Below are 22,626 nucleotides of genomic sequence, written 5' to 3' on the forward strand. Positions count from 1 at the left end.
GTGCGGTGATTCCCGTGGCCTATGGTAAAAACACTGTTAACGCCCCGGTAACGATTTGGGCGTTAGGGTGGCGGGCAGGCGGCGCGGACTGCAGGCCTGCGGCGTCGGGGCAGGCTATCGCCGCGATTGGCCGGGGATGATCCGGCAACACGACATAAGGCGGATCCGGAAAGGATTCCAAGAAACTGGGGCAAAAGCCCCGCATATTGAGGCGCTTGGTGGTGAGTAGGTCGAGCAGGACACTCCCGAAGATCGCGGTGCTGATGGGCGGGCCATCAGCCGAACGCGAGGTATCGCTGTCCAGCGGTCGCGAATGTGCGGCGGCGCTGCGCGGTGAGGGGTATGAGGTTGTCGAGGTGGATGCCGGCGCGGATCTGTGCGCGCGGCTGGCCGAGGTGCAACCCGATGTTGTTTTCAATGCGCTGCATGGCCGCTGGGGCGAAGACGGCTGCGTGCAGGGCATGCTGGAATGGCTGAAGATCCCCTATACCCACTCGGGCGTGCTGGCCTCGGCGCTGGCGATGGACAAGCAGCGCTCCAAGGCGGCGTTCCGGGCGGCCGGGCTGCCGGTGGTGGAGAGCGGGCTGTTTGCCAAGTCAGAGGTCAGCGCGGGTCACGTGATGCCGCCGCCCTATGTGGTGAAACCCAACAACGAAGGCTCCAGCGTCGGCATCTACATCGTGCATGAGGCCGCCAATGGCCCGCCGCAGCTGGCACCGGAGATGCCGGATGAAGTGATGGTCGAGACCTTCGCGCCGGGCCGCGAACTGACCACCACCGTGATGGGAGACCGGGCGCTGACGGTGACGGATATCCTCACGGACGGCTGGTATGACTACGATGCCAAGTACAAGCCCGGCGGCTCGCGCCATGTGCTGCCTGCGGATCTGCCGCAGGAGATTTTCGACCTCTGCCTCGACTACGCGCTGCAGGCGCACGCGGCCCTGGGCTGTCGCGGTGTCAGCCGCACCGACTTCCGCTGGGACGAGGCGCGCGGCGCGCGTGGGCTGATCCTCCTTGAGACCAATACCCAGCCCGGCATGACGCCGACCTCGCTGGCGCCGGAGCAGGCAGCCCATTGCGGCATCAGCTTTGGTCGCTTGTGCGCCTGGATGGTGGAGGACGCTTCATGCGGGCGCTGAAGCAGCGGTTTGGCCGTCCGGCCTCGGCAGGGCGGGCCGATCCGGCACCTTCGCGGCTGAAGTACCGATTGCAGCGCTGGATGCTGACCCCCGGAATTCGCTTCGGGCTGCGGTTCGGGGTTCCATTTTGCCTGATCCTGGCGGCGGCCGGTGGCTACCTCGCGGACGAGGAGCGGCGCGCGGATCTGCTGGCGCTGGTGCAGGACGCCCGTACCGCGATCGAGCAGCGCCCGGAATTCATGGTGAACGTGATGGCGGTGGACGGCGCCGGTCCAAGCGTTGCGCAGGACATCCGCGAGGTGATCTCGGTGGATTTCCCGGTCAGCTCCTTCGATTTGGATCTTGAGCATATCCGCGATGTCATTACCGGCCTGGACCCGGTCCGGAGCGCCAGCGTGCGGATCCGTCCCGGTGGCATCCTGCAGGTGGACGTGGTCGAGCGTGAACCGGCCCTGGTCTGGCGCAGCCGCGAGGGGCTGGCGCTGCTTGACAAGGACGGCATTCACGTCGCCGAGCTGGGGCGGCGCAGCCTGCATCCGGACCTGCCGCTGATCGCGGGCAAGGGGGCGGCCGCCAAGGCGGAGGAGGCGTTGCGCCTGTTCGCGGCGGCGCGCCCGCTGGGGCCGCGGCTGCGCGGGCTGGTGCGGGTCGGCGAACGGCGCTGGGACGTGGTTCTGGACCGGGGGCAGCGCATCATGTTGCCTGCCCGCAATCCGGTGCCGGCGCTGGAGCGGGTGCTGGCGGTGAATGAGGTTCAAGATTTGCTGGAACGCGATGTCGCCGCGGTGGACATGCGTCTGGCCGGGCGTCCGACGGTGCGCATGGCCGAGAATGCAGTGGAAAACTGGTGGCGGATCAGGCAGTTGAATGGGGGCGGGCAGTAAAATGACAGATCTCTATCAATCGCAGCGGGCGATGCGGCAGATGCGCCGACAGGCGATGCAGCGCGGCGTGGTTGCCATCCTGGACGTGGGCAGCTCCAAGATTGCCTGTCTGGTGCTGCGGTTTGACGGCAGCGCGCGGCTCAGCGAGGACGGCTCGATCGGCGCCCTGGCCGGCCAGTCCGGGTTCCGGGTGATCGGTGCGGCGACCACGCGCTCCCGCGGGGTGCAGTTCGGCGAGATCACCGCGATGCAGGAGACCGAGCGGGCGATCCGCACCGCGGTGCAGGCGGCACAACGCATGGCCGAGGTGCGCGTCGATCACGTGATCGCCTGTTTCTCGGGGGCCAACCCGCGGTCCTATGGGCTGGATGCGACCCTCGACCTGAAGGGGCAGGAGGTCACCGAACAGGATGTGGCGGAGGTGCTGGCCGCCTGCGAAGTGCCCGAATACGGCGCCGGGCGCGAGGTGCTGCACGCGCAGCCGGTGAATTTCGCGCTCGACAACCGCTCCGGCCTTGCCGACCCGCGGGGTCAGCTGGGCCAGACGCTGGCGGTGGACATGCACATGCTGACCGTGGATGCGATGGCGGTGCAGAACCTGGTGCGCTGCATCCAGCGCTGTGACCTGGAGCTGGCCGGGATCGCCTCGTCGGCGTATGCGTCGGGGTTCTCGGCGCTGGTCGAGGACGAGCAGGAGCTGGGCGCAGCCTGCATCGACATGGGCGGTGGCACGACCTCGATTTCGATCTTCATGAAAAAGCACATGATCTATGCCGACGCCGTGCGTCTGGGCGGCGATCATGTGACCAGCGACATCTCGATGGGGCTCGGGGTGTCGATGTCGGTGGCCGAGCGCACCAAGAACAAGCACGGCGGCGTGCATGCCACCGGGGCGGATGACCGCGAGATCATCGAGATCGGCGGTGACACCGGCGATTGGGAGCATGACCGCCGCACTGTCAGCCGGGCCGAGTTGATCGGCATCATGCGGCCGCGGGTTGAGGAGATCCTCGAGGATGTCCGTGCCCGGCTCGACGCCGCCGGTTTCGAGTACCTGCCGAGCCAGCAGATCGTGCTGACCGGCGGCTCCAGCCAGATCCTAGGGCTGGACGGACTGGCCAGCCGGATCCTGGGCCAGCAGGTGCGGCTGGGCCGCCCCTTGCGCGTGCACGGGCTGCCGCAGGCGGCGACCGGTCCGGGCTTTGCCTCGGCGGTGGGGCTGTGCCTTTTTGCGGCGCACCCACAGGATGAGTGGTGGGATTTTGACATGCCCGCCCGCAGCCACCCGGCCGGCACGCTGGGGCGCGCGGTCCGTTGGTTCCGCGACAACTGGTAGGACAGCAGGAAATCACGCGCTCGCGGTAAAGATCACGTGACAGGGCTGGTCACAGCCGTTAGAATCGCGTTAACGCCCGCAAAAAATATGCGGCGATTCAGCAGGCCGGGCAGTGGCCAGCCAAACTTGGAAACCCGATCCTCCGTGCCCTGTGGGCAGGGCTGGTGCGGTTTTGTTGTGTTCCGGTTGTGCCTCTTCCCCCATATCTGCTAGGGACGGCAAAATACCGCGGGTTTGTCCTCAGAATGGGGCCTATTTCGTGGAAGATCGCGCTTTTTGGGATGACGGAACTGGCCCTGCGCGGTAAGATTATAGTGAACTGGACAGGAAAAAGCCCTTTGCGGGAAGGGCGGGTAACACAGGCGGTAAGAGCATGACGTTGAATCTATCGATGCCCGGGCAGGAAGAGTTGAAGCCGAAGATCACGGTGTTTGGTGTCGGCGGGGCCGGCGGCAACGCCGTCAACAACATGATCGCCAAGGAGCTGGACGGCGTCGAGTTCGTCGTCGCCAACACCGACGCCCAGGCGCTGCAGCAAAGCTCGGCCAAGAGCCGCATCCAGCTGGGTGTGAAAGTCACCGAAGGTCTGGGCGCAGGCGCTCGTCCGCAGGTGGGCTCTGCCGCCGCCGAGGAAAGCATCGAGCAGATCGTCGACCACCTGGCGGGCGCGCATATGTGCTTCATCACCGCGGGCATGGGCGGCGGCACCGGCACCGGTGCGGCCCCGATCATCGCGCAGGCCGCCCGCGAGCTGGGCGTGCTGACCGTCGGCGTGGTGACCAAACCCTTCCAGTTCGAAGGTCTGAAGCGCATGCGCCAGGCCGAAAGCGGTGTCGAGAGCCTGCAGAAGGTGGTCGATACGCTGATCATCATCCCGAACCAGAACCTGTTCCGCCTCGCCAACGAGAAAACCACCTTCACCGAGGCGTTCTCGATGGCGGATGACGTGCTGTACCAGGGCGTCAAGGGCGTGACCGACCTGATGGTCCGTCCGGGCCTGATCAACCTCGACTTTGCCGACGTCCGCGCCGTGATGGACGAGATGGGCAAGGCGATGATGGGCACCGGCGAAGGCGAAGGCGAAGACCGCGCGGTCCAGGCCGCCGAGAAGGCGATTGCCAACCCGCTGTTGGACGAAATCAGCCTGAAAGGCGCGCGCGGCGTGCTGATCAACATCACCGGTTCGCACGACCTGACCCTGTTCGAACTGGACGAGGCCGCCAACCGCATCCGCGAGGAAGTCGATCCGGACGCCAACATCATCGTCGGCTCTACCTTGGATACCGAGATGGAAGGCCGCATGCGGGTGTCCGTTGTGGCCACCGGCATCGACGCCAGCGATGTGAACACCGACATTCCGGTACCGCGCCGCCCGATGTCCGCACCGCTGCGCCAGACCGTGAGCGTCGAGGAAACCCGCGCCGCGGCGCCGCTGGAACTGGATACCCCGGTCGAGCAGCCCGCAGCCGAAGTGGCCGCCACGCAGCCCGCCCCGGCACAGCCGGCCCCCCAGGCGCCTGCTGCTGAAAGCGTGCACGCGGTGGAGGAACCCTCGCTTTTCGCCGAGATGAACACGCCGGAAGCGGCTGACGACCACGGTGGCGAAGTCATCGAGACCAACGACCAGCTGGGCGACGACGGCCTGCCGCCGCCGGCCTACCAGCCCGACGTTCCGGAATTCCGCCCGCAGGCAGATGCGGTCGAGCCGCAGGCCGACAGCTTCATCGCCCCCAAGGCACCGGCCCCCGGCACCCCCTCGCCGCAGGCGCTGGAGCGGTTGCAGGCCGCCGCCAAACGCGCGCAGCCGCCGGTTGGACAGCCGCAGCGTCCGGCCATCGTCTCGGCCACGCAGACAGCGCAACCGCATCAGCAGCCGCAACAACAGCAGCCACAGCAGCAGGGCGAGGGCCAGCGCCGCTTTGGCCTGAACTCGCTGATCCACCGCATGACCGGCAGCGCCGAGTCCGCCTCTGGCGGTGCCAAGCATCAGCCCCAGCAAATGCGGCAGCAGCCCGCGATGCAGGCGCAAGCGCCGCAGCCGCAACCGCAGACCCAGCAGGCTGATCCGGATCAGGAACGCATCGAAATCCCCGCTTTCCTGCGTCGCCAGGCCAATTAAGCGATCACAACTGAAGTCTGAAGGAGCCGCCGTTGAGGCGGCTTTTTCTATATTAAACAAGCCAGTATATAGGTCTGCGCGGTGTTTTGCCTATCTGTTACAGTCATGTTTCAATCCGTTACAAAGATTGAGTTGTAGGTTTTTTTCCTAAACCTTAACTCTCATCCGCAACACGGCCGCAGAGGTCGGACACAGTGGAATGAGGCACATCGTGCAAAATACGCTCAAGGCATCGGTGACATTTGAAGGGGTTGGTTTGCACACCGGCAAGCCTGCCCGCATGACGCTGATCCCGGCTCCGGCGGGGCACGGGATCGTGTTCAAGCGCACCGACATCGCTCTGGGCAATACGCTGATCCCGGCGCGCTGGGATCTGGTCGAGCGCAGCCCGCTGTGCACCCGGCTGGTCAATGCCGCCGGTGTCAGCGTGTCCACGGTCGAACACATCATGGCGGCGCTGTCCGGGTGTGGCGTGCACAACGCGCTGGTGGAGATTGACGGCCCGGAAGTTCCGATCGTCGACGGCTCCTCGGCGCCCTTCGTGCGGGGCATCATGCAGCAGGGCGTTCAGCGCCTCGGCGTGCCGATCGTCGCCTACCAGGTGCTGAAGCCGGTGACGGTTGAAAAGGATGGCGCGCGCGCCACGCTGCTGCCCAGCGATGGCCTGACCATCGAATTCCACATCGACTTTGCCGAGGAGGCCATCGGCCGCCAGAGCCGGACGCTGGACATGCGCAACGGCAGCTTCGCGCGGGAGCTGTGCGACAGCCGGACCTTCTGCCGCCAGGCGGATGTGGAGGCCATGCAGGCAAACGGTCTGGCGCTGGGTGGCGTGCCGGGCGAGAACGCCGTGGTGTTTGACGGCGCGCGGGTCGAAAGCGGCCTGGGGCTGCGCCACGCGGATGAACCTGTACGCCACAAGATGCTGGACGCCCTGGGCGATCTGGCGCTGGCTGGGGGGCCGATCTTGGGGCGCTATGTTGGCGAGCGCGCGGGGCATGCGCTGACCAACACGCTGCTGCGCGCCCTGTTTGCGGAGCCGGGCGCAGTCCGGGCCGTCGCCTGTGATGCGGCGATGACCGCCCGGCTGCCGGGGCAGGGGCTGATCTGGTCGGAAATCCCGGCCGAACAGCGCCGCGTTGCATAAGGCAAAAACCTGAAACGAGCATTCAACTGGCCCGGGGCGTCTGCGCTCCGGGTCTTTTCCTGCGGGCCTTTTATGCGCGCAGGGGGCAGGCGCTCTTGACCATGGCGCGCTTTCTCTGCCATCTGGGCGCGCATGGCGCAAAAGACGTTTTGCGCGCCATTTGAATATGCTAGACCCGGCATAACCGGGGCGCAGACCCGCGAAGGAAACGACGGTGAGGTAAGGCACTATGAACGGCATCAGAGCAGGAGCCAGAACCCTCGGCGTGGTCCTCTTGGTGGCGGCCCTTGCAGGGTGCGGCGGCGCGGATGGCGACGCGGCGACCCGGAACGAGGCGCTGGAAACCTACACGCCGGAGCAGATCTACCAGCGCGGCGAATACGAGCTCGCCAACAAGAAGCCCAAGGATGCCGCTTATTACTTCTCGGAGATCGAGCGGTTGTACCCCTACTCCGAGTGGGCCAAGCAGGCGCTGATCATGCAGGCCTTTGCCTATCACAGCACCAAGGATTACGAGAACAGCCGGGCGGCGGCGCAGCGGTTCATCGATTTCTACCCGGCGGATGAAGATGCCGCCTATGCGCAGTATCTGCTGGCGCTGAGCTATTATGACCAGATCGACGAGGTCGGCCGCGACCAGGGGCTGACCTTCCAGGCCCTGCAGGCGCTGCGCACCGTGATCGAGGTCTATCCCGACAGCGAATACGCCACTTCCGCGATCCTGAAGTTCGACCTTGCGTTCGATCATCTCGCAGGCAAGGAAATGGAGATCGGCCGGTATTACCTGCGCCGCGGGCATTATACCTCGGCGATCAACCGCTTCCGCGTTGTGGTGGAGGAGTTCCAGACCACCAGCCACACCGCTGAAGCGCTGCACCGACTGGTAGAAGCCTATCTGTCGCTGGGCCTCACCGGCGAGGCACAGACGGCGGCGGCGATCCTCGGCCACAATTTCCGCTCGACCGAGTGGTATGAGGACAGCTATCGCCTGCTGACCTCGAACGGGCTTGAGGCCAAGGATCGTGGCAACAACTGGCTGAGCCAGATCTATCGTCAGTCGCTGAAAGGCCAGTGGCTGTAACGCTGGCAAGGGCATTGGGGGCGGCCCGCGAGGGCCGGACGTAATGGGGGCGGAGCGATGCTGCGCGCGCTTGATATACGCGATCTACTGATCATTGATCATCTGGAGCTGAACTTTCAGCCCGGCCTGAACGTGCTGACCGGTGAAACCGGCGCAGGCAAGTCGATCCTTCTCGACAGTCTAGGCTTCGTGCTGGGCTGGCGTGGGCGCGCCGAACTGGTGCGCCAGGGCGCCGCACAGGGAGAGGTGCTGGCGGAGTTCGATCTGCCCGCGGGCCACCCGGCACATGCGATCCTCGAAGAGGCGGGCCTGCCCGGCGGCGACACGCTGATCCTGCGCCGGGTCAATACCGCCGAGGGGCGCAAGACCGCCTGGGTCAACGACCGGCGCTGCTCGGGCGAGGTGCTGCGGGCGTTGTCGGACACGCTGGTGGAACTGCACGGCCAGCACGATGACCGTGGCCTGCTGAATCCGCGGGGGCACATGGCTCTGCTGGATCAATATGCCGGGGTGCAGGACCTGCTGGACAAGGTGCGCCGGGCCTGGAGCGAGGCCGCCAAGGCGCGCAAGACGGTGGAGGCCACGCGCGCCGCGCTGGAGGCGGTGCGTGCGGAGGAGGAGTTCCTGCGTCACGCGGTGGCGGAACTGGACAAGCTGGACCCGCAGCCGGGTGAGGACGAGGCGCTGGACATCCGTCGTCGCCAGATGCAGGCGGCGGAACGGATCCGCGGCGACATCGCCCGCGCCCATGCGCTGCTGAGCGAGGGGGCAGAGAGCGCCATGGGCGAGGCGCAGCGTTGGCTGGAAGGGGTCGAGGGCCAGGCCGAGGACACCGGGCTGGAAGCCCCCCTGGCCGCACTGAGCCGCGCGATGATCGAGCTGGGCGACGCCCAGGACGGGGTCGAGCGGGTGCTGAACGCGCTGGAGTTCAATCCCGGCGAGCTGGAAGACTGCGAGGAGCGGCTGTTTGCGATCCGCGCGCTCGCCCGCAAGCATGGGGTCACCGCCGACGAGCTGGGCGAGTACGCCGAGACGCTGCGCGGCAAGCTGGCGGCGCTGGATGCGGGCGATCAGGATCTTGCCGATCAGGAGGCCGCCCTGAAGGCGGCTGAGGCCGCCTATACCGAAGCCGCCAAGCAGCTGGGGGCGGTACGCCGCCAGCAGGCAGCAGCGCTCGACAAGGCGGTGATGGCGGAACTGGCGCCGCTGAAGATGGAGCGCGCGGTTTTTGAAACCCGCATTACCAGCGCTGAGCCGGGACCAGATGGCATGGACGCGGTCGCCTTTACCGTGGCCACCAACCCCGGTGCGCCGGCCGGACCGTTGAACAAGATTGCCTCGGGCGGCGAGCTGAGCCGGTTCCTGCTGGCGCTGAAGGTCTGCCTGCGCGGTCAGGATGCCAGCAAGACGCTCATATTCGACGAGATCGACCGCGGTGTCGGTGGCGCCACGGCGGATGCGGTCGGACGGCGCCTGCGCAGCCTTGCAAGCAACGGCCAGGTTCTGGTGGTGACCCATTCGCCGCAGGTGGCGGCGCTTGGCGGGCATCACTGGCAGGTGCGCAAGCAGGTGATCGACGGCATGACGTTGTCGCAGGTGGTGCCACTGGCCGAGCCTGACCGGGTGGACGAGCTGGCCCGCATGGTTGCGGGTGACACCATCACCGAGGAGGCCCGCGCCGCGGCCCGCGCACTGCTGGCAGGTTAGCGGCGAAACGCCAATGGGGTGAGGCTTCGTTAACTCGCGGTATGGCAATGTAAGTCATTGAACTCAAAAGACCTGCAGGCCCATTATGGTAGACGAAATCCGCCGTTCCCTTTCCGCCGCCCTGCTGCATTGGCTTGCCGGGTTGAAAGACCTGGGGCGGGTGCTGCGCCATCGCGGGCCAAGCCAGTTCCAGTTCTGGGTGATCGCGCTGTTGATCGGCATCGCCGCGGGCTTTGCGGCGCTGTTCTTTCGCAAGGGAATCGCGGCGTTGCAGGCCGGGGTCTATGGCGCCCCGGACGTGCATTTCCTGCACAGCCACGCGCAGGATCTTCCGTGGTACACGCTGGTTGGCATCGCTGCGGGCGGCGGGCTGGTGGTGGGGCTGATCCTCGACCGCTTTACCCCGGATGGACGGGTGCGGTCGGTGGCCGATGTGATTGAGGGCGCCGCGCTGCATGACGGGCGGGTGGAGACCCGCGCGGGCATCGCCTCGGCGCTGGCCTCCTTCATCACCCTGTCCACTGGCGGCTCCTCGGGGCGCGAGGGGCCGGTGGTGCATATGGCGGGGGTGATCTCGACCTGGGTCAGCAACCGCATCAACGCCGACGGCATTACCGGGCGCGATCTGTTGGGCTGTGCGGTGGCTGCCGGGGTTTCGGCCAGTTTCAATGCGCCGATTGCCGGCGCGCTGTTCGCGATGGAGGTGGTGTTGCGGCACTTCTCCGTCAACGCCTTTGCGCCCATCGTGGTCGCGTCGGTCGCTGGCACCGTCATCAACCGGCTGGAATACGGCGACGTGACCGAGTTTACCCTGAACACGCCGGGCGCGCTGCAATTCTACGTCGAACTGCCGGCCTTCCTGCTGCTCGGGCTGATCTGCGGCCTGGTGGCGGTGGTGCAGATGAAGGCGATCTTCTTTGCCGACAAGGTGGGCAACCAGGTGCAGGAGCGGCTCAGCCTGCCGCGCTGGCTGCGCCCGGCGGTCTCTGGCGCCATGCTGGGCGTCATCGCGGTCTGGTTTCCGCATATCATCGGTGTCGGCTACGAAACCACGGTGCTGGCGCTGACCGGCGGTCTGCTGCTGGGGCAGGCGGTGGTGTTCACCGCGGTCAAGACGGCGGCGGTGGCGATCACCATGGGGGGGCGCATGGGGGGCGGCGTCTTCTCGCCCTCGCTGATGATCGGGGCGCTGACCGGTCTGGCCTTTGGCCTGATCGCCACGGCGGTGCTGCCCGATGTGTCGGGCACCCACACGCTTTATGCTTTTGCAGGCATGGGCGCCGTGGCGGCAGCGGTGCTCGGGGCGCCGATCTCGACCACGCTGATCGTGTTCGAGCTGACCGGGGATTGGCAGATCGGCCTTGCGGTCATGGTCTCGGTCTCCATGTCGACTGCGCTGGCGTCGCGGCTGGTGGACCGCTCTTTCTTTCTGACCCAACTGGAAAAGCGCAACATCCACTGCGCGGCGGGACCGCAGGCCTATCTGCTGGCGCTGATCCGGGCCGGGGCGGTGATGCGTCCGATGGGCGATAGTCGCTGCGCGTCGCTGGAGGCGTGTCAGGAGCTGGTAGAGCAGGGCCTGTTGGTGCGGGCCTCTGCCACGCTGGAGGCGGCGATGCCGGTGTTTGACCGGGCTGACCTGGCCTATCTGCCGGTTGTCCTCGAGGAGAACGGCCAACAGGAAATCATCGGCGCCCTCTATCACATCGATGCGCTGAAGGCCTACAACCGGGCGCTGGCGGCGACCGCGGCCGAAGAGCACCGTTAACCGGCAACAGCGCCGCGCCCCTAACGGCCGCGGGCCACGTTACGGGGAAAATTCCGGCGGCGTTCCCCGTCAGCTGTGCGAATTCGGTTACAGGTAAACAAGAAGTTAACTTTCTATTTGATTAACGAAGCCGCAGTTATCAACATTGGAAGCAGGGACAGGACTAAACTCTGACTTTGGCAGGAAAACCATGCGCAATTTCGAAATCGGCCCAAAAGAGGCTGGTGCGAATCATAAGGCGGACAAGCAGGCGAATGAACGTGCGGCATTGGAGGCAGCGATCAACTATGCGCTGCAATGTGCACGGGAAACCGACATTCTCGGGACGGGGGATGCGCTGGAGGCAGCGCGTCAGAACCTGAGCCGGGCTGTGCTGAGCTGAACTGATCGCACAACACGCCATCACGCTTTCAGGGGCGGCACGTCCGTCCCTGCGCGGGTGGTGACGTAACAAACGCCGCTGTGAACGGTGCCGCACGCCCTAGGGGCGCGGCGCGGCAGGGGCCAGTGTTTCATTGATCAAGCCGATGGATCTGTCGGCCCCGTTCTCGGCCCCGGGCGGACCGGGCAAGGGCATTTGCTCTCTAGGCTGCTGGGTATCGGCTGGGGAAGGGCCGCGACGGCCAGGCCTGTCAGGGCAGGCCATTCAGGCGCGGAGCAGGGCAACCCTGCGAATTGGCCCCGCAGCACAAGCAGGCCGCGGGGCAGTTACGGGTGTTGGTCAGACCTGTTCGACCTTGACCGAATCGCTCAGCACAAAGGCGATGTGGCCCTTGATCGCGCTGGCGGCCTCGATCGGATCCTCGTAGCTCCAGGCGGCGTTTTCGGTGACAGAGGATTTGTTGACGATCGAGTAGTAGCTGGCATCGCCCTTGTGCGGGCAATGGGTGCTCTTGTCGGTACGGTCCAGAAACGCCATCGCGATGTCGCCGCGCGGGAAATAGATGACCGGTGCCATATCGCCCTCCGACAGCTCAAGCGCGTTGGCGCTTTCCCCCAGTACGGCGCCGCCGGAGCGGACGACCCAGGTGCCTTCGGCCTTGCGGATACGGATATTGGTCATGCGTGTTTTCCCATTCTCTTCATGCGTGTCGTCTTTGTGTTCAGTCTATGTAACGCGGCTGTGTCACAATGGCGTGGTAGCGGCATCCAGCCAGCGCTTTGCGTCCGGGCTGAGCCGCGGGCCGATCAGGGCCGCCACCTCGCGGTGATAGGCGTTCAGCCAGTCGCGCTCCTCGGTGCTGAGCATGTCCACAGCCACCAGCCGCCGGTCGATCGGGGCATAGGTGAGGGTGCGCCAGGCCAGCATGTCACGTTCCGGGTCGCTGCTGTCAAGTCCGGCGGCCGGTTCCACCACCAGCAGGTTCTCCAGCCGGATGCCAAAGGCACCCTCGCGGTAGTAACCGGGTTCGTTGGACAGGATCATGCCCGGCTCCAGCGGGACGTGGCTGGTGCGCGCCAGCCGCTGCGGGCCTTCGTGCACGCTGAGATAGGCGCCGACGCCATGGCCCAGCCCGTGATTGAAGTCCTGTCCCGCAAGCCAGAGCGGCATGCGGCCGACGGCCTCGATATCGCGGCCTGCCAGCCCCTTGGGCCAGCGCAGGCGCGACATGGCGATCATCCCCTGCAGCACGCGGGTGAAGGCGGCGCGCTCCTCGGCGCCTGGGGTGCCGATGGCGATTGTGCGGGTGATGTCGGTGGTGCCGTCCAGGTACTGGCCGCCGCTGTCGAGTACCAGAAGATGGCCGTCTTGCAGCGTGGTGTTGGTCTCTTCGGTCACGCGGTAGTGCATCACGGCACCGTTTTCGCCGGTGCCGGCGATGGTCTCGAAGCTGATGTCGCGCAGGGCCGGGTCCTTGCGCCGATTGGCCTCGAGCTGCCGCACCACGTCGATCTCGGTGAGGGTGCCGGGTGCCTGCGCGTCCAGCCAGGCGAGGGTTTCCACCACCGCCGCGCCATCACGCAGGTGGGCGGCGGCGCTGCCCGCGATCTCGGCCTTGTTCTTGCGCGCCTTGGGCAGGGCGCAGGGGTCACCGGAGGGGGACAGCCGGTCGCCGAGGGTGTCGGCAACGATCTGCGGCAGGGTGCCGCTGTCTGCTGCGACCTGTCCGTCGAGCGCGGCAAGGGCGGTCAGGAAGTCTTCGGGCGCGTGCAGGCGGACGCTGCTGTCGAAATGGCCGTCGAGACCGGCAAGTTTCTCGGCCGCCATGAACAGGTCGACGCGGGCGTCGTCATGCAGGATGGCAAAGCCGTGCGCCACCGGGTTGCGCGCCACGTCGGAGCCACGGATGTTCAGCAGCCACATGATGCTGTCGGGCAGGGTGATCACCGCCGCGCTCTGACCGGCATCGCGCAGGCCGGTGGCGAGGCGCGCGCATTTCTCCGCAGCGCTTTCGCCCGCGTATTCAAGCGGGTGCGCGGTAACCGGGTTCATTGGCGGCGCGGGCTGGTCGGCCCAGATGCGGTCAACCAGATTGTCGCACTGCGTCAGGGTGATGCCACTGCCCTGCAGCTCCTTGGTGAGCGAGGCGATCTGGCCCGCGGCGTGCAGCCAGGGGTCAAAGCCGACCTTGCCGCCCTGCGGCAGCTGCTGCTTCAGCCAGACGGCCAGCTGTACCTCGGGCCAGGGCACGGGGGTGTATTCCGCGGCGACCTGGCGTTTTACTTGGGTGCGGTAGCGGCCGTCGATGAAGACGCCTGCGATGTCCTGCAGCACGGCGCAGAAGCCCGCCGAGCCGGTGAAGCCGGTGAGCCAGGCCAGCCGCTCGTCGCGCGGCGCCACGTATTCGCCCTGATGGGCATCGGCGCGCGGCACCAGAAAGCCGTCCAGCCCTTCCGCGGCCAGTTCCTGACGCAGGGCGGCCAGCCGGGGGGGACCCTGTTCCGGGCGGGCAGTCACGTCAAAGCTCTGGTACATGCGGGCGGGTCTCCTGTTTGGGGGCATGGGGCAGACAAGGCCTGGGTCAACCGCAGTGGGTCGCGGGGCCGGGGTGGCTGACTGTGCGCCTCCTTGTCCCAAATCGGCGTGCCGGTGGCAAGCCCGGTGGGGGAGAAAGCCGCGTGGGACGAAATATGCCGGTAAATGGCTGGGGTGCGCAGCGCGGGTGATGTTGCGCTCGGGTGCCGGGGAGTGCTTGCGGATCCCGCTGCCGCCCGTTCCCGTCCGGAGGCTGGGCAGTGGCGGCCCGGGGCAGCCGCTGGTGCCGCGCGCGTCAGCGCGCGGCCGGGCCCAAGACTGCGGATGGCATCGCAAGATGCCGTCCAAGGGCGCGGGAGGGCCCCGGCCTGCGTCGGGAGACCGGGACGGGGACGTTAGCCCGCGCGCTTCATTCCCATCACCCGGGCGCGTGCACGCGGGTCGCTGTCGAAGAGGGCGGCCAGCTGTTCGGTCATGGCGCCGGCCAGCTGCTCCACATCGGTGATGGTCACCGCACGCTCGTAATAGCGGGTCACATCGTGGCCGATGCCGATGGCCAGAAGCTCCACCTGCTTGCGGCGCTCAACCATGGCGATGACGTCGCGCAGGTGCTTCTCGAGGTAGCTGGCGGGGTTCACCGACAGTGTCGAATCGTCGACTGGTGCGCCATCGGAGATCACCATCAGGATCTTGCGTGCCTCGGGGCGGTTCACCATGCGGCGGTGCGCCCATTCCAGCGCCTCGCCGTCGATGTTTTCCTTCAGCAGCCCCTCTTTCATCATCAGGCCGAGGTTGTCGCGGGTGCGGCGCATCGGGGCGTCGGCGCCCTTGTAGATGATGTGGCGCAGGTCGTTCAGGCGACCGGGCTGCTGCGGGCGGCCCTCGTTCAGCCAGGCCTCGCGGGCAAGGCCACCTTTCCACGCGCGGGTGGTGAAGCCGAGGATTTCGACCTTCACGTTGCAGCGCTCCAGCGTGCGGGCGAGCACGTCGGCGCAGATTGCGGCAATCGAGATCGGACGCCCGCGCATCGAGCCGGAGTTGTCCAGCAAGAGCGTGACCACGGTGTCGCGGAACTCGGTGTCTTTCTCGATCTTGAAGGACAGCGGCGTGGTCGGGTTGGCGACAACCCGCGCCAGTCGACCGGCGTCCAGAATGCCTTCCTCGAGGTCGAACTCCCACGAGCGGTTCTGCTGCGCCTGAAGGCGGCGCTGCAGCTTGTTTGCCAGCCTTGAAACCGCGCCTTTCAGCGGCTCCAGCTGCTGGTCGAGATAGGCGCGCAGACGTTCCAGCTCGGCCGGTTCGGCCAGATCTTCGGCGGCGATTTCCTCGTCATGGGCGTCGAGGAACACCTTGTAGTCGGGGTCGGCATCCGACACCGGCGGCGGTGCGGGCGGCTCCAGCGGTGCCTCGCCGTCGGGCATCTCGGTGTCTTCGGCCAGCTCCTCATCCGCCATGTCATCGGCGGAGATCTGCGCCTGGGATTCGTCCTGCTGCTGTTCCTGGCTCTGCTCGGGGGAGGCGTCGGCCTCCTCGTCGTCGGAGTCGTCCTGGCCGGAGCTGTCGGGATCGTCCTGCTCTTCGGGGGAGTCCTCGGCCTCGTCGTTGGCGTCATCGTCCAGATCGTCCGGGTCGTCGCCCAGCTGGTCGCCATAGCCGAGGTCCGAGATCACCTGCCGCGCCAGTTTGGCAAAGGCGGCCTGGTCGGCGATGGTCTCGTCCAGGTTTTCCAGCGTGCCGCCGGCCTGGGATTCGATGAAGCCGCGCCACAGTTCCATGATGTTCGCGGCACCTTCCGGCAGCGGGCGACCGGTGGCGAGGTGGCGGATCAGGTAACCGGCCGAGGCCGCCAGCGGCGCCTCGGAGGAGGATTTCATCTGGTCGTAGCCGCGGCGCAGCGCCTCGTTGCGGATCTTCACATCGATGTTGGAGGCGGTGCCGGGCATGTGGCGCGCGCCCATCGCCTCGCAGCGGGCGGTTTCCATCGCGTCGTAGAGGTCGCGGGCCATTTCGCCCTGAGGCGCATATTTGGCGTGCGTCGCGTCATTGTGGAACTTGTGCCGCAGCGCCAACGCATCCGCGGTGCCGCGGGCCAGCAGAACTTCTTCGCGGCTCATCCGGCGGGAGACCTGCGGCAGCCGCATCGAGTCGCCCGACAGCCCCGAGGGGTCGACGGTGTAGCTGACCGAAAGTTCCGGGTCGTCGGCCATCACCTTGGTGGCTTCGGCCAGCGCCTTCTTGAACGGATCGGCGGGGTTGTCGTTCGGCTTTTTCATGGTCGCACCTTATCCCTTTTGAGCATCCCCCCTTGTTTCGGGAAAGTCCAGTGGGACAGCTGCGGTTGGGGCAGCGCCCGGCCCGGCGGGGTGGGAAGCGAAGCGCCCGCCCCGTTGGGGGCGGGGCGGGCGCGGCCCGGCCTGACGGCCGGGCGGTACGTCACATTCAGCCCAGCGAAACGCTTGCGGCGCTTTCGGGCAGTTCTTCGTCAAAGCAGCGCTGGTAGAACTCGGCCACGGTCTGGCGCTCCAGCTCGTCGCATTTGTTCAGGAACGACAGCCGGAAGGCATAGCCCACGTTGCGGAAGATCTCGGCGTTCTGCGCCCAGTTGATCACGGTCCGCGGGCTCATCACGGTGGACAGGTCACCGTTCATGAAGGCGGTGCGGGTGAGGTCGGCCACGGTTACCATCTGAGAGATGGTCTTGCGGCCCTCAGCGGTGTTGTAATGCGGCGCCTTGGACAGGATGATGGCTGCCTCGGCATCATGGCTGAGGTAGTTCAGCGTCGAAACCAGCGACCAGCGGTCCATCTGCGCCTGGTTGATCTGCTGGGTGCCGTGATACAGGCCGGTGGTGTCGCCGAGGCCGACGGTGTTGGCGGTCGCGAACAGGCGGAAGAACGGGTTCGGGGTGATGATCTCGTTCTGGTCCAGCAGCGTCAGCTTGCCGTCATGCTCCAGCACTCGCTGGATCACGAACATCACGTCGGCGCGGCCGGCGTCGTATTCGTCGAACACGATGGCCACCGGGTTGCGCAGCGCCCAGGGCAGGATGCCCTCGTGGAATTCGGTGACCTGCTTGCCATCGCGCAGCTTGATCGCGTCCTTGCCGATCAGGTCGATCCGGGAGATGTGGCTGTCGAGGTTCACCCGCACGGAGGGCCAGTTCAGCCGGGCCGCGACCTGTTCGATATGGGTCGACTTGCCGGTGCCGTGGTAGCCCTGGATCATCACCCGGCGGTTGTGGCTGAAGCCCGCGAGGATCGCGAGCGTGGTTTCGGGGTCGAACTTGTAGGTGGGGTCCAGCGCCGGCACCCGGTCGGAGCCTTCGGCAAAGCCCTTGACCGTCATATCCGTGTCGATTCCGAATACATCGCGCACCGAAATCGTTTCGGTCGGTTTCGCATTCATGTCCACAAAGCCGTCGGTCATCCCAGTCGATCCTTATCTGTCTGCCCTGCCGTCAGGGTCCAATTCGCGGGATTGGTGCCTGATCTGCGGCCGAAGGGCAAGGGAAACCGTCCCGACAACCGGGCGAAGGCGGCATTTGTGACAGGACAACTGTTGCGGCAGCCGAGGCTGACGTCAGGGGAGAAGCTCGCGCCAGCCAACGAACAGCGCCCCCAGCCGGGCAGCGGGGGGCGCGTTATGTCGGCAATGTTCTGCGCTCTCGGGGGGAAGGGCTGCAACCGACATCCCCTGCCTAACCGCGCTGCCGGAACAGGTCAAAGCAATAAAGTCTCTATCGTAAACGGTCGGCAAAAGACCGCTTAGACAGACCGAAAACGCCAATGGCTCCGCACCGGGGAGGCCCGCAAGCCCCCCGGTGATGCTGCGGATGCGGTCGGCGGTTACTTGAAGCTTTTGCTGTCCTTGATCTGGTCCCAGGCCCAGCGGACCTCCTGCAGCTGCTCTTCCTGGCTGCGGTCACCACCGTTCATGTCGGGGTGCAGCACCTTGATCAGCTTCTTGTAGGCCTTGCGGATCTCGGCCTTGGACCAGTCGTCCTTGGCCTCGAGGATTTCGATCGCCCGGCGCTCGGTGGGCGGCAGGCGCCGGCCCGCCTTGGCGTTGCGTCCCGGGTTGAGGGTCGCGTTCGCCCCCAGCACCTGGTGCGGATCCTCGATGCCCAGCCGGGCCCAGGCCCGCGCCTCGGGGTCGCCCATCGGCTTGGTCTGGCGCTCCCACACCTTGTCCTTGGAACGCTGGGCGTTCAGCTCGGCTTCTGTCGTGCCCTCGAAGAAGTTCCACTTGTTGTTGTATTCGCGCACATGCTCCTGGCAGAACCAGTAGTAATCATCGAGCACGTCCGGTGCCTTGGGAGCGCGGAACTTGCCGGCTTCCTCGCACCCCGGGTGATCGCAGACGCGGGTCGAGGTCTCGGAAGCCCCCGTGGCTGCGCGCCGCCCGCGCGGATTTTTCTTTTTGGCAGAGCGGACGGACATATCAAAGCCAAAGGGATCGGATTTGGTCATGGGGCGCACCTTCTAGACGCATCTGTTCGACTCGGAGGCAGCAGTTTAGTCTAAGGGGCGCCAGATAGAAGGGGGCGTGTAGAAAAAAGATGGGGATGAGCGGAAAATGAACGTGAAGCAGGAGATGGAAACGGCCTTGCAGACGGCCTTTGATCCGACAGTGCTGGAAGTGGTGAACGAAAGCCACAAACATGCCGGACACGCGGGCGATGACGGCTCGGGCGAGAGCCATTTCGCGGTGAAAATCCGTGCCACCGCCTTTGAGGGCATGAACCGGGTGCAACAGCACCGTGCCGTGCACAAGGCGCTCGGGGATATCGTGCCGCGCATTCACGCGCTGGCCCTGGATATCGGCACCTGACGCCCGGAACTGCCGGGCGCTGCCCGTATCAGTATCCAGACAGCGCGGGGAGGGCTCAGCTCTCCCCGTTTTCTTTCGGGTCGTCCTTCTTCGCGGCCTTCTCGGCCCGCCGCTTCAGCGCGGCCGTCATGCCGGAGACCGGGCTCAGCTCTTCGACGCCGTCATCGGCTTGCATCCGGGCCGCGCCGGGGCCGGGAACGGGGGTGGCGTCTGCCGGGGCTTCCGGGTCGCCTGCGGTGGCCGTCAGCCGAGGTTCCCGGGCGGGAGCTTCGGGGGCTGTGCGCGCAGGCGCCCGCAGGGTGGCGTCTGCGGCGGTTGCATCGGCGGGGGCCTGTGCCGCCACGGGGCGACGGAACACCAGCACGTTGCGCCAATTGGTGGTGCTGCCGGTCAGCCCGGCGCGCTCCTCGCTCGGCAGCAGCTCGGCGCGCTGGTACTCCCAGCCCTCGGCCGCCAATTCGTTCATCAGGAGCTCGATCGTGTGGGCAAAGCGGGCTTCCGGGGTCTTGATGCCCTTGGCCTTGGTGCCTTTGGCCGGGGCGGGGACGACTTTGTACTCAAAGGCCTGCATGACTGTCTCCGGAATTTGCGTGTTGGTTCACTGGGGTAGATGCCCGGTTCCAGAGCGCGAGGTCAAGCGTCGAGTTGGGCGGGCATTCGCGTCCGCGCGGGGCGCGGACGGCTCCTTCAGCTCTACCTGCGTCGTTCACTCCTGCTTGGCGGCCATCTGCGCCAGCGTCAGGCAGACCTCGGTGGCACGGGCCATGTCCTGCACCGAGATCCATTCCAGCGGTCCGTGGATTTCCTGCATGCCGGTGAAGATATTGGGCGTGGGCACGCCCAGCTCGGTCAGTCGCGAGCCGTCGGTGCCGCCGCGGATCGGCGTCGAGACCGGCTCGATCCCATGCGTGCGGCAGGCGTCGCGGGCCAGCTCCACCGGAGTCATGTCCTCCTCCAGCCAATAGCGCATGTTGCGGTATTGCGGGGTGATCTCAACGCTGATCTCGGCGCGGGGCTCACCCGCCTGCACGGCGGCGCAGACCTGGCGCAGCAGATCGCCCTTGTCCTCCAGACCCTCGCGCTCGAAGTCGCGCAGGATCAGCTTCAGCTCCATCTCGGAGGAGCCGCCGTTCATGTCGGTCACATGCAGGAAGCCTTCGCGCCCGTCGGTGGTTTCCGGCGTCATTGTCGCCTGCGGCAGGGTTTGCACGATCTTGGCTGCCAGGTGGGCGGCGTTGACCATCTTCTCCTTGGCCTGACCGGGGTGGATCGAAACCCCCTTGATGCGCACCACGGCGCGGTCGGCGCTGAAGCTTTCATAGATGATTTCGCCGACCTCGCCGCCGTCCAGCGTATAGGCGAAATCCGCCTGCAGGTCGCGGGGCAGCTGCGGGCCGACGCCGCGGCCGATTTCCTCGTCCGGGGTGAAGGCGATGCGGAGGGTGGGGCGGGGCAGGTCCGGGTTGTCCAGCAGGTGCCGCGCCATGGTCATGATGATGGCCACACCCGCCTTGTCATCGCCGCCCAAGAGGGTCTGCCCCGAGGCCGTGATGATGTCTTCGCCCTGCTTGGAGGCGAGATAGGGGTTTGTCTCGGGCGACAGAACCAGATCCGGGTTGTCGGGAAAGCTGATGTCGCCGCCGTTGTAGCCCTGGATCACCCGCGGTTTGACGCCGGTGGCATTGAACTGCGGCGCGGTGTCAACATGGGCGAGAAAGCCCACGGTCGGCCCCGGCCTGGTGCCGGGAATGGTGGCCAGAACGACGCCGTAGTCGGTCAGCCGCACGTCCGCGGCCCCGATGTCGCGCAGTTCGTCGACGAGGAGGTTCAGCATGTCGAACTGGCAATCGGTGCTGGGAGTGGTGGACGAGTTCTCGTCGCTCTGGCTGTCGATGGCAGCGTAGCGGACAAGACGGTCCTGAAGTTCCTGATCGAATTTGCGTGACATGTGACCTCCGGGGGTTTTCGCCGCAGCAAAGCCGCTGGCACGGGAGAGGTCAAGCGGGATGGCTTCGGGGGGGGGCGGCGGCGGGGCAGCCCGATGTAGACCCGAGGACAGGATGTGCGACCAATCCCCATGCGAAAAGGGCGCCGCTGTGGGCGCCCTTAGCAAAATCTGGTGCAAGAGTCCGGCTCGTGGCGGGGTCAGCCGCCCAGTTTCTTGGCGACCAGTTCGTTGACCGCCTTGGGGTTGGCCTTGCCGCCGGTGGCTTTCATCACCTGGCCGACGAACCAGCCTGCCAGTTTCGGGTTCACCTTGGCCTTTTCCACCTGTGCCGGGTTGGCGGCGATGATCTCGTCCAGCGCGGCTTCGATGGCGCCGGTGTCGGTCACCTGCTTCATGCCGCGTTCCTCGACGATCTGCGCCGGGTCGCCGCCTTCGGTATAGACGATTTCAAACAGATCCTTGGCGATCTTGCCGGAAATCGCGTCCGAGGAAATCAGGTCGATGATACCGCCCAGCTGGGCAGGGGAGACCGGGGATTCGGTGATCGGCTTGTCGTCGTCCTTTTTCAGGCGGCCGAACAGCTCGTTGATGACCCAGTTCGCGGCCAGCTTGCCATTGCGCCCTTTGGCCGTCTCCTCGAAGTAGGCGGCCGATTCCACCTCGGCCGTCAGTACCGATGCGTCGTAATCGGACAGGCCGAAGTCCTTGATGAAGCGCGCCTTTTTCTCGTCGGGCAGTTCCGGCAGCTTGGCGGCGATATCGTCCACCCATTCCTGCTCGATCTCCAGCGGCAGCAGGTCCGGGTCGGGGAAATAGCGGTAGTCATGCGCCTCTTCCTTGGAGCGCATGGAGCGGGTTTCCCCCTTGTCCGGGTCATAGAGGCGGGTTTCCTGCTCCACTTCGCCACCGGCTTCGATGATGGCGATCTGGCGGCGGGCCTCGACCTCGATGGCCTGCTGGATGAAACGCATGGAGTTCATGTTCTTGATCTCGCAACGGGTGCCGAGATGCGAGAAGTCCTGCGTTTCCTGATATTTCTCGTATTGACCGGGCAGGCAGACCGAGACGTTCACGTCGGCGCGCAGGTTGCCGTTCTGCATGTTGCCGTCGCAGGTGCCAAGGTACTGCATGATCTGGCGCAGCTTGGCGATATAGGCGGCAGCTTCCTCAGGCCCGCGAATGTCGGGGCGGGAGACAATTTCCATCAGGCAGACGCCGGTGCGGTTCAGGTCCACGAAGGACATGTTGGGGTCCATGTCGTGGATCGACTTGCCCGCGTCCTGTTCCATGTGGATGCGCTCGATCCGCACCTTGCGCGCGGTGCCGTCGCCCAGTTCCACCAGCACTTCGCCCTCGCCCACGATCGGGTGGTAGAGCTGGGAGATCTGGTAGCCCTGCGGCAGGTCCGGGTAGAAGTAGTTCTTGCGGTCGAAGGCCGACCACAGGTTGATGTCCGCCTTCAGGCCCAGGCCGGTGCGCACCGCCTGCTCGACGCAGTATTCATTGATGACGGGCAGCATCCCCGGCATCGCCGCGTCGACGAATGCCACGTTCGAGTTCGGCTCGGCGCCGAATTTGGTGGAGGCGCCGGAGAACAGCTTGGCATTGGAGCTGACCTGGGCATGCACCTCCATGCCGATGACCAGTTCCCAGTCATGCTTGGCGCCCGCGATCACCTTGGGCTTGGGGAGTTCATATGTCAGGTCGAGCATGGTTTTCCGCCGTATCCGAATGTCAGTTGCAGTGA

At 66.0% G+C, this 22,626-nt stretch carries 18 protein-coding genes; 10 read left to right on the top strand and 8 right to left on the bottom strand.

Features of this window, described 5'->3' with window-relative positions; all coding sequences use genetic code 11:
• Positions 1-221: 221 nt before the first annotated feature.
• From AB9K35_RS11750 to AB9K35_RS11790, 9 genes are all read left to right on the top strand, one after another.
• Positions 222-1,142: a D-alanine--D-alanine ligase gene (locus AB9K35_RS11750; protein WP_369926282.1), complete on the top strand. Its 921-nt coding sequence runs from the start codon at positions 222-224 to the stop codon at positions 1,140-1,142.
• On the top strand, positions 1,130-2,026 hold the full coding sequence (locus AB9K35_RS11755) for a cell division protein FtsQ/DivIB (RefSeq protein WP_369926284.1): 897 nt from the start codon (positions 1,130-1,132) through the stop codon (positions 2,024-2,026). Before AB9K35_RS11750 ends, AB9K35_RS11755 begins: the two co-directional genes overlap by 13 nt.
• A 1-nt stretch (position 2,027) precedes the next feature.
• Positions 2,028-3,362: a cell division protein FtsA gene (ftsA, locus tag AB9K35_RS11760; protein ID WP_222455879.1), complete on the top strand. Its 1,335-nt coding sequence runs from the start codon at positions 2,028-2,030 to the stop codon at positions 3,360-3,362.
• A 373-nt stretch (positions 3,363-3,735) separates the two neighbouring features.
• Complete coding sequence (gene ftsZ / locus AB9K35_RS11765) at positions 3,736-5,481, top strand: cell division protein FtsZ (protein ID WP_222455880.1); 1,746 nt, start codon at positions 3,736-3,738, stop codon at positions 5,479-5,481.
• A gap of 199 nt (positions 5,482-5,680) precedes the next feature.
• The gene (gene lpxC, locus AB9K35_RS11770; RefSeq protein ID WP_369926287.1) at positions 5,681-6,628 is read left to right on the top strand and encodes a UDP-3-O-acyl-N-acetylglucosamine deacetylase; all 948 of its coding nucleotides are present in this window, start codon (positions 5,681-5,683) and stop codon (positions 6,626-6,628) included.
• A 229-nt stretch (positions 6,629-6,857) separates the two neighbouring features.
• Positions 6,858-7,709: an outer membrane protein assembly factor BamD gene (locus tag AB9K35_RS11775; protein ID WP_222455882.1), complete on the top strand. Its 852-nt coding sequence runs from the start codon at positions 6,858-6,860 to the stop codon at positions 7,707-7,709.
• Positions 7,710-7,766: 57 nt separating this feature from the next.
• Positions 7,767-9,416, top strand: coding sequence for a DNA repair protein RecN (gene recN, locus AB9K35_RS11780; protein WP_222455883.1), 1,650 nt, complete (start codon positions 7,767-7,769; stop codon positions 9,414-9,416).
• Between the two features lie 85 nt (positions 9,417-9,501).
• On the top strand, positions 9,502-11,184 hold the full coding sequence (locus AB9K35_RS11785; protein ID WP_222455884.1) for a chloride channel protein: 1,683 nt from the start codon (positions 9,502-9,504) through the stop codon (positions 11,182-11,184).
• A gap of 190 nt (positions 11,185-11,374) precedes the next feature.
• The gene (locus AB9K35_RS11790) at positions 11,375-11,566 is read left to right on the top strand and encodes a hypothetical protein (protein ID WP_222455885.1); all 192 of its coding nucleotides are present in this window, start codon (positions 11,375-11,377) and stop codon (positions 11,564-11,566) included.
• Between the two features lie 339 nt (positions 11,567-11,905).
• Here AB9K35_RS11790 and AB9K35_RS11795 read toward each other — a convergent pair whose 3' ends face one another.
• The 5 genes from AB9K35_RS11795 to AB9K35_RS11815 all read right to left on the bottom strand — a co-directional run bounded on the left by AB9K35_RS11795 (position 11,906) and on the right by AB9K35_RS11815 (position 18,570).
• Positions 11,906-12,247 (bottom strand): DUF427 domain-containing protein, encoded by a 342-nt coding sequence (locus tag AB9K35_RS11795; RefSeq protein ID WP_369926291.1) that lies wholly within the window; start codon positions 12,245-12,247, stop codon positions 11,906-11,908.
• Between the two features lie 63 nt (positions 12,248-12,310).
• Complete coding sequence (locus AB9K35_RS11800; protein WP_369926293.1) at positions 12,311-14,101, bottom strand: aminopeptidase P family protein; 1,791 nt, start codon at positions 14,099-14,101, stop codon at positions 12,311-12,313.
• Positions 14,102-14,496: 395 nt separating this feature from the next.
• Positions 14,497-16,374: a cobaltochelatase subunit CobT gene (gene cobT / locus AB9K35_RS11805; RefSeq protein ID WP_222455888.1), complete on the bottom strand. Its 1,878-nt coding sequence runs from the start codon at positions 16,372-16,374 to the stop codon at positions 14,497-14,499.
• A gap of 166 nt (positions 16,375-16,540) precedes the next feature.
• The gene (cobS, locus tag AB9K35_RS11810) at positions 16,541-17,527 is read right to left on the bottom strand and encodes a cobaltochelatase subunit CobS (protein WP_222455889.1); all 987 of its coding nucleotides are present in this window, start codon (positions 17,525-17,527) and stop codon (positions 16,541-16,543) included.
• A gap of 419 nt (positions 17,528-17,946) precedes the next feature.
• A complete protein-coding gene (locus AB9K35_RS11815) occupies positions 17,947-18,570 on the bottom strand; it encodes a DnaJ domain-containing protein (RefSeq protein WP_222455890.1) in 624 nt (207 codons plus the stop codon).
• 106 nt (positions 18,571-18,676) lie between these two features.
• Between AB9K35_RS11815 and AB9K35_RS11820 the strand changes: the two genes are divergently transcribed.
• Positions 18,677-18,931, top strand: a complete 255-nt coding sequence (locus tag AB9K35_RS11820) for a BolA family protein (RefSeq protein ID WP_222455891.1) — start codon at positions 18,677-18,679, stop codon at positions 18,929-18,931.
• Between the two features lie 55 nt (positions 18,932-18,986).
• Here the strand turns inward: AB9K35_RS11820 and AB9K35_RS11825 are convergent, their stop codons facing one another.
• The 3 genes from AB9K35_RS11825 to gatB all read right to left on the bottom strand — a co-directional run bounded on the left by AB9K35_RS11825 (position 18,987) and on the right by gatB (position 22,591).
• Positions 18,987-19,502, bottom strand: a complete 516-nt coding sequence (locus tag AB9K35_RS11825; RefSeq protein WP_369926297.1) for a DUF4177 domain-containing protein — start codon at positions 19,500-19,502, stop codon at positions 18,987-18,989.
• Positions 19,503-19,637: 135 nt separating this feature from the next.
• Positions 19,638-20,879, bottom strand: a complete 1,242-nt coding sequence (gene pepT / locus AB9K35_RS11830; protein WP_369926299.1) for a peptidase T — start codon at positions 20,877-20,879, stop codon at positions 19,638-19,640.
• A gap of 197 nt (positions 20,880-21,076) precedes the next feature.
• On the bottom strand, positions 21,077-22,591 hold the full coding sequence (gatB, locus tag AB9K35_RS11835) for an Asp-tRNA(Asn)/Glu-tRNA(Gln) amidotransferase subunit GatB (RefSeq protein ID WP_369926301.1): 1,515 nt from the start codon (positions 22,589-22,591) through the stop codon (positions 21,077-21,079).
• Positions 22,592-22,626: the final 35 nt, after the last annotated feature.

The organism is Leisingera sp. XS_AS12 (genome assembly GCF_041224635.1).
Taxonomy (GTDB): domain Bacteria; phylum Pseudomonadota; class Alphaproteobacteria; order Rhodobacterales; family Rhodobacteraceae; genus Leisingera.

Excerpts from the sequence above, each read along its gene's own strand:
- AB9K35_RS11795 (WP_369926291.1), bottom strand. The coding sequence starts at position 12,247 with ATGACCAATATCCGTATCCGCAAGGCCGAAGGCACCTGGGTCGTCCGC.
- AB9K35_RS11755 (WP_369926284.1), top strand. The coding sequence starts at position 1,130 with ATGCGGGCGCTGAAGCAGCGGTTTGGCCGTCCGGCCTCGGCAGGGCGG.
- cobT (WP_222455888.1), bottom strand. The coding sequence starts at position 16,374 with ATGAAAAAGCCGAACGACAACCCCGCCGATCCGTTCAAGAAGGCGCTG.
- gatB (WP_369926301.1), bottom strand. The coding sequence starts at position 22,591 with ATGCTCGACCTGACATATGAACTCCCCAAGCCCAAGGTGATCGCGGGC.
- pepT (WP_369926299.1), bottom strand. The coding sequence starts at position 20,879 with ATGTCACGCAAATTCGATCAGGAACTTCAGGACCGTCTTGTCCGCTAC.
- ftsZ (WP_222455880.1), top strand. The coding sequence starts at position 3,736 with ATGACGTTGAATCTATCGATGCCCGGGCAGGAAGAGTTGAAGCCGAAG.
- lpxC (WP_369926287.1), top strand. The coding sequence starts at position 5,681 with ATGAGGCACATCGTGCAAAATACGCTCAAGGCATCGGTGACATTTGAA.
- AB9K35_RS11825 (WP_369926297.1), bottom strand. The coding sequence starts at position 19,502 with ATGCAGGCCTTTGAGTACAAAGTCGTCCCCGCCCCGGCCAAAGGCACC.
- recN (WP_222455883.1), top strand. The coding sequence starts at position 7,767 with ATGCTGCGCGCGCTTGATATACGCGATCTACTGATCATTGATCATCTG.
- AB9K35_RS11775 (WP_222455882.1), top strand. The coding sequence starts at position 6,858 with ATGAACGGCATCAGAGCAGGAGCCAGAACCCTCGGCGTGGTCCTCTTG.
- cobS (WP_222455889.1), bottom strand. The coding sequence starts at position 17,527 with ATGACCGACGGCTTTGTGGACATGAATGCGAAACCGACCGAAACGATT.
- AB9K35_RS11785 (WP_222455884.1), top strand. The coding sequence starts at position 9,502 with ATGGTAGACGAAATCCGCCGTTCCCTTTCCGCCGCCCTGCTGCATTGG.
- AB9K35_RS11815 (WP_222455890.1), bottom strand. The coding sequence starts at position 18,570 with ATGACCAAATCCGATCCCTTTGGCTTTGATATGTCCGTCCGCTCTGCC.
- AB9K35_RS11790 (WP_222455885.1), top strand. The coding sequence starts at position 11,375 with ATGCGCAATTTCGAAATCGGCCCAAAAGAGGCTGGTGCGAATCATAAG.
- ftsA (WP_222455879.1), top strand. The coding sequence starts at position 2,028 with ATGACAGATCTCTATCAATCGCAGCGGGCGATGCGGCAGATGCGCCGA.
- AB9K35_RS11820 (WP_222455891.1), top strand. The coding sequence starts at position 18,677 with ATGAACGTGAAGCAGGAGATGGAAACGGCCTTGCAGACGGCCTTTGAT.
- AB9K35_RS11800 (WP_369926293.1), bottom strand. The coding sequence starts at position 14,101 with ATGTACCAGAGCTTTGACGTGACTGCCCGCCCGGAACAGGGTCCCCCC.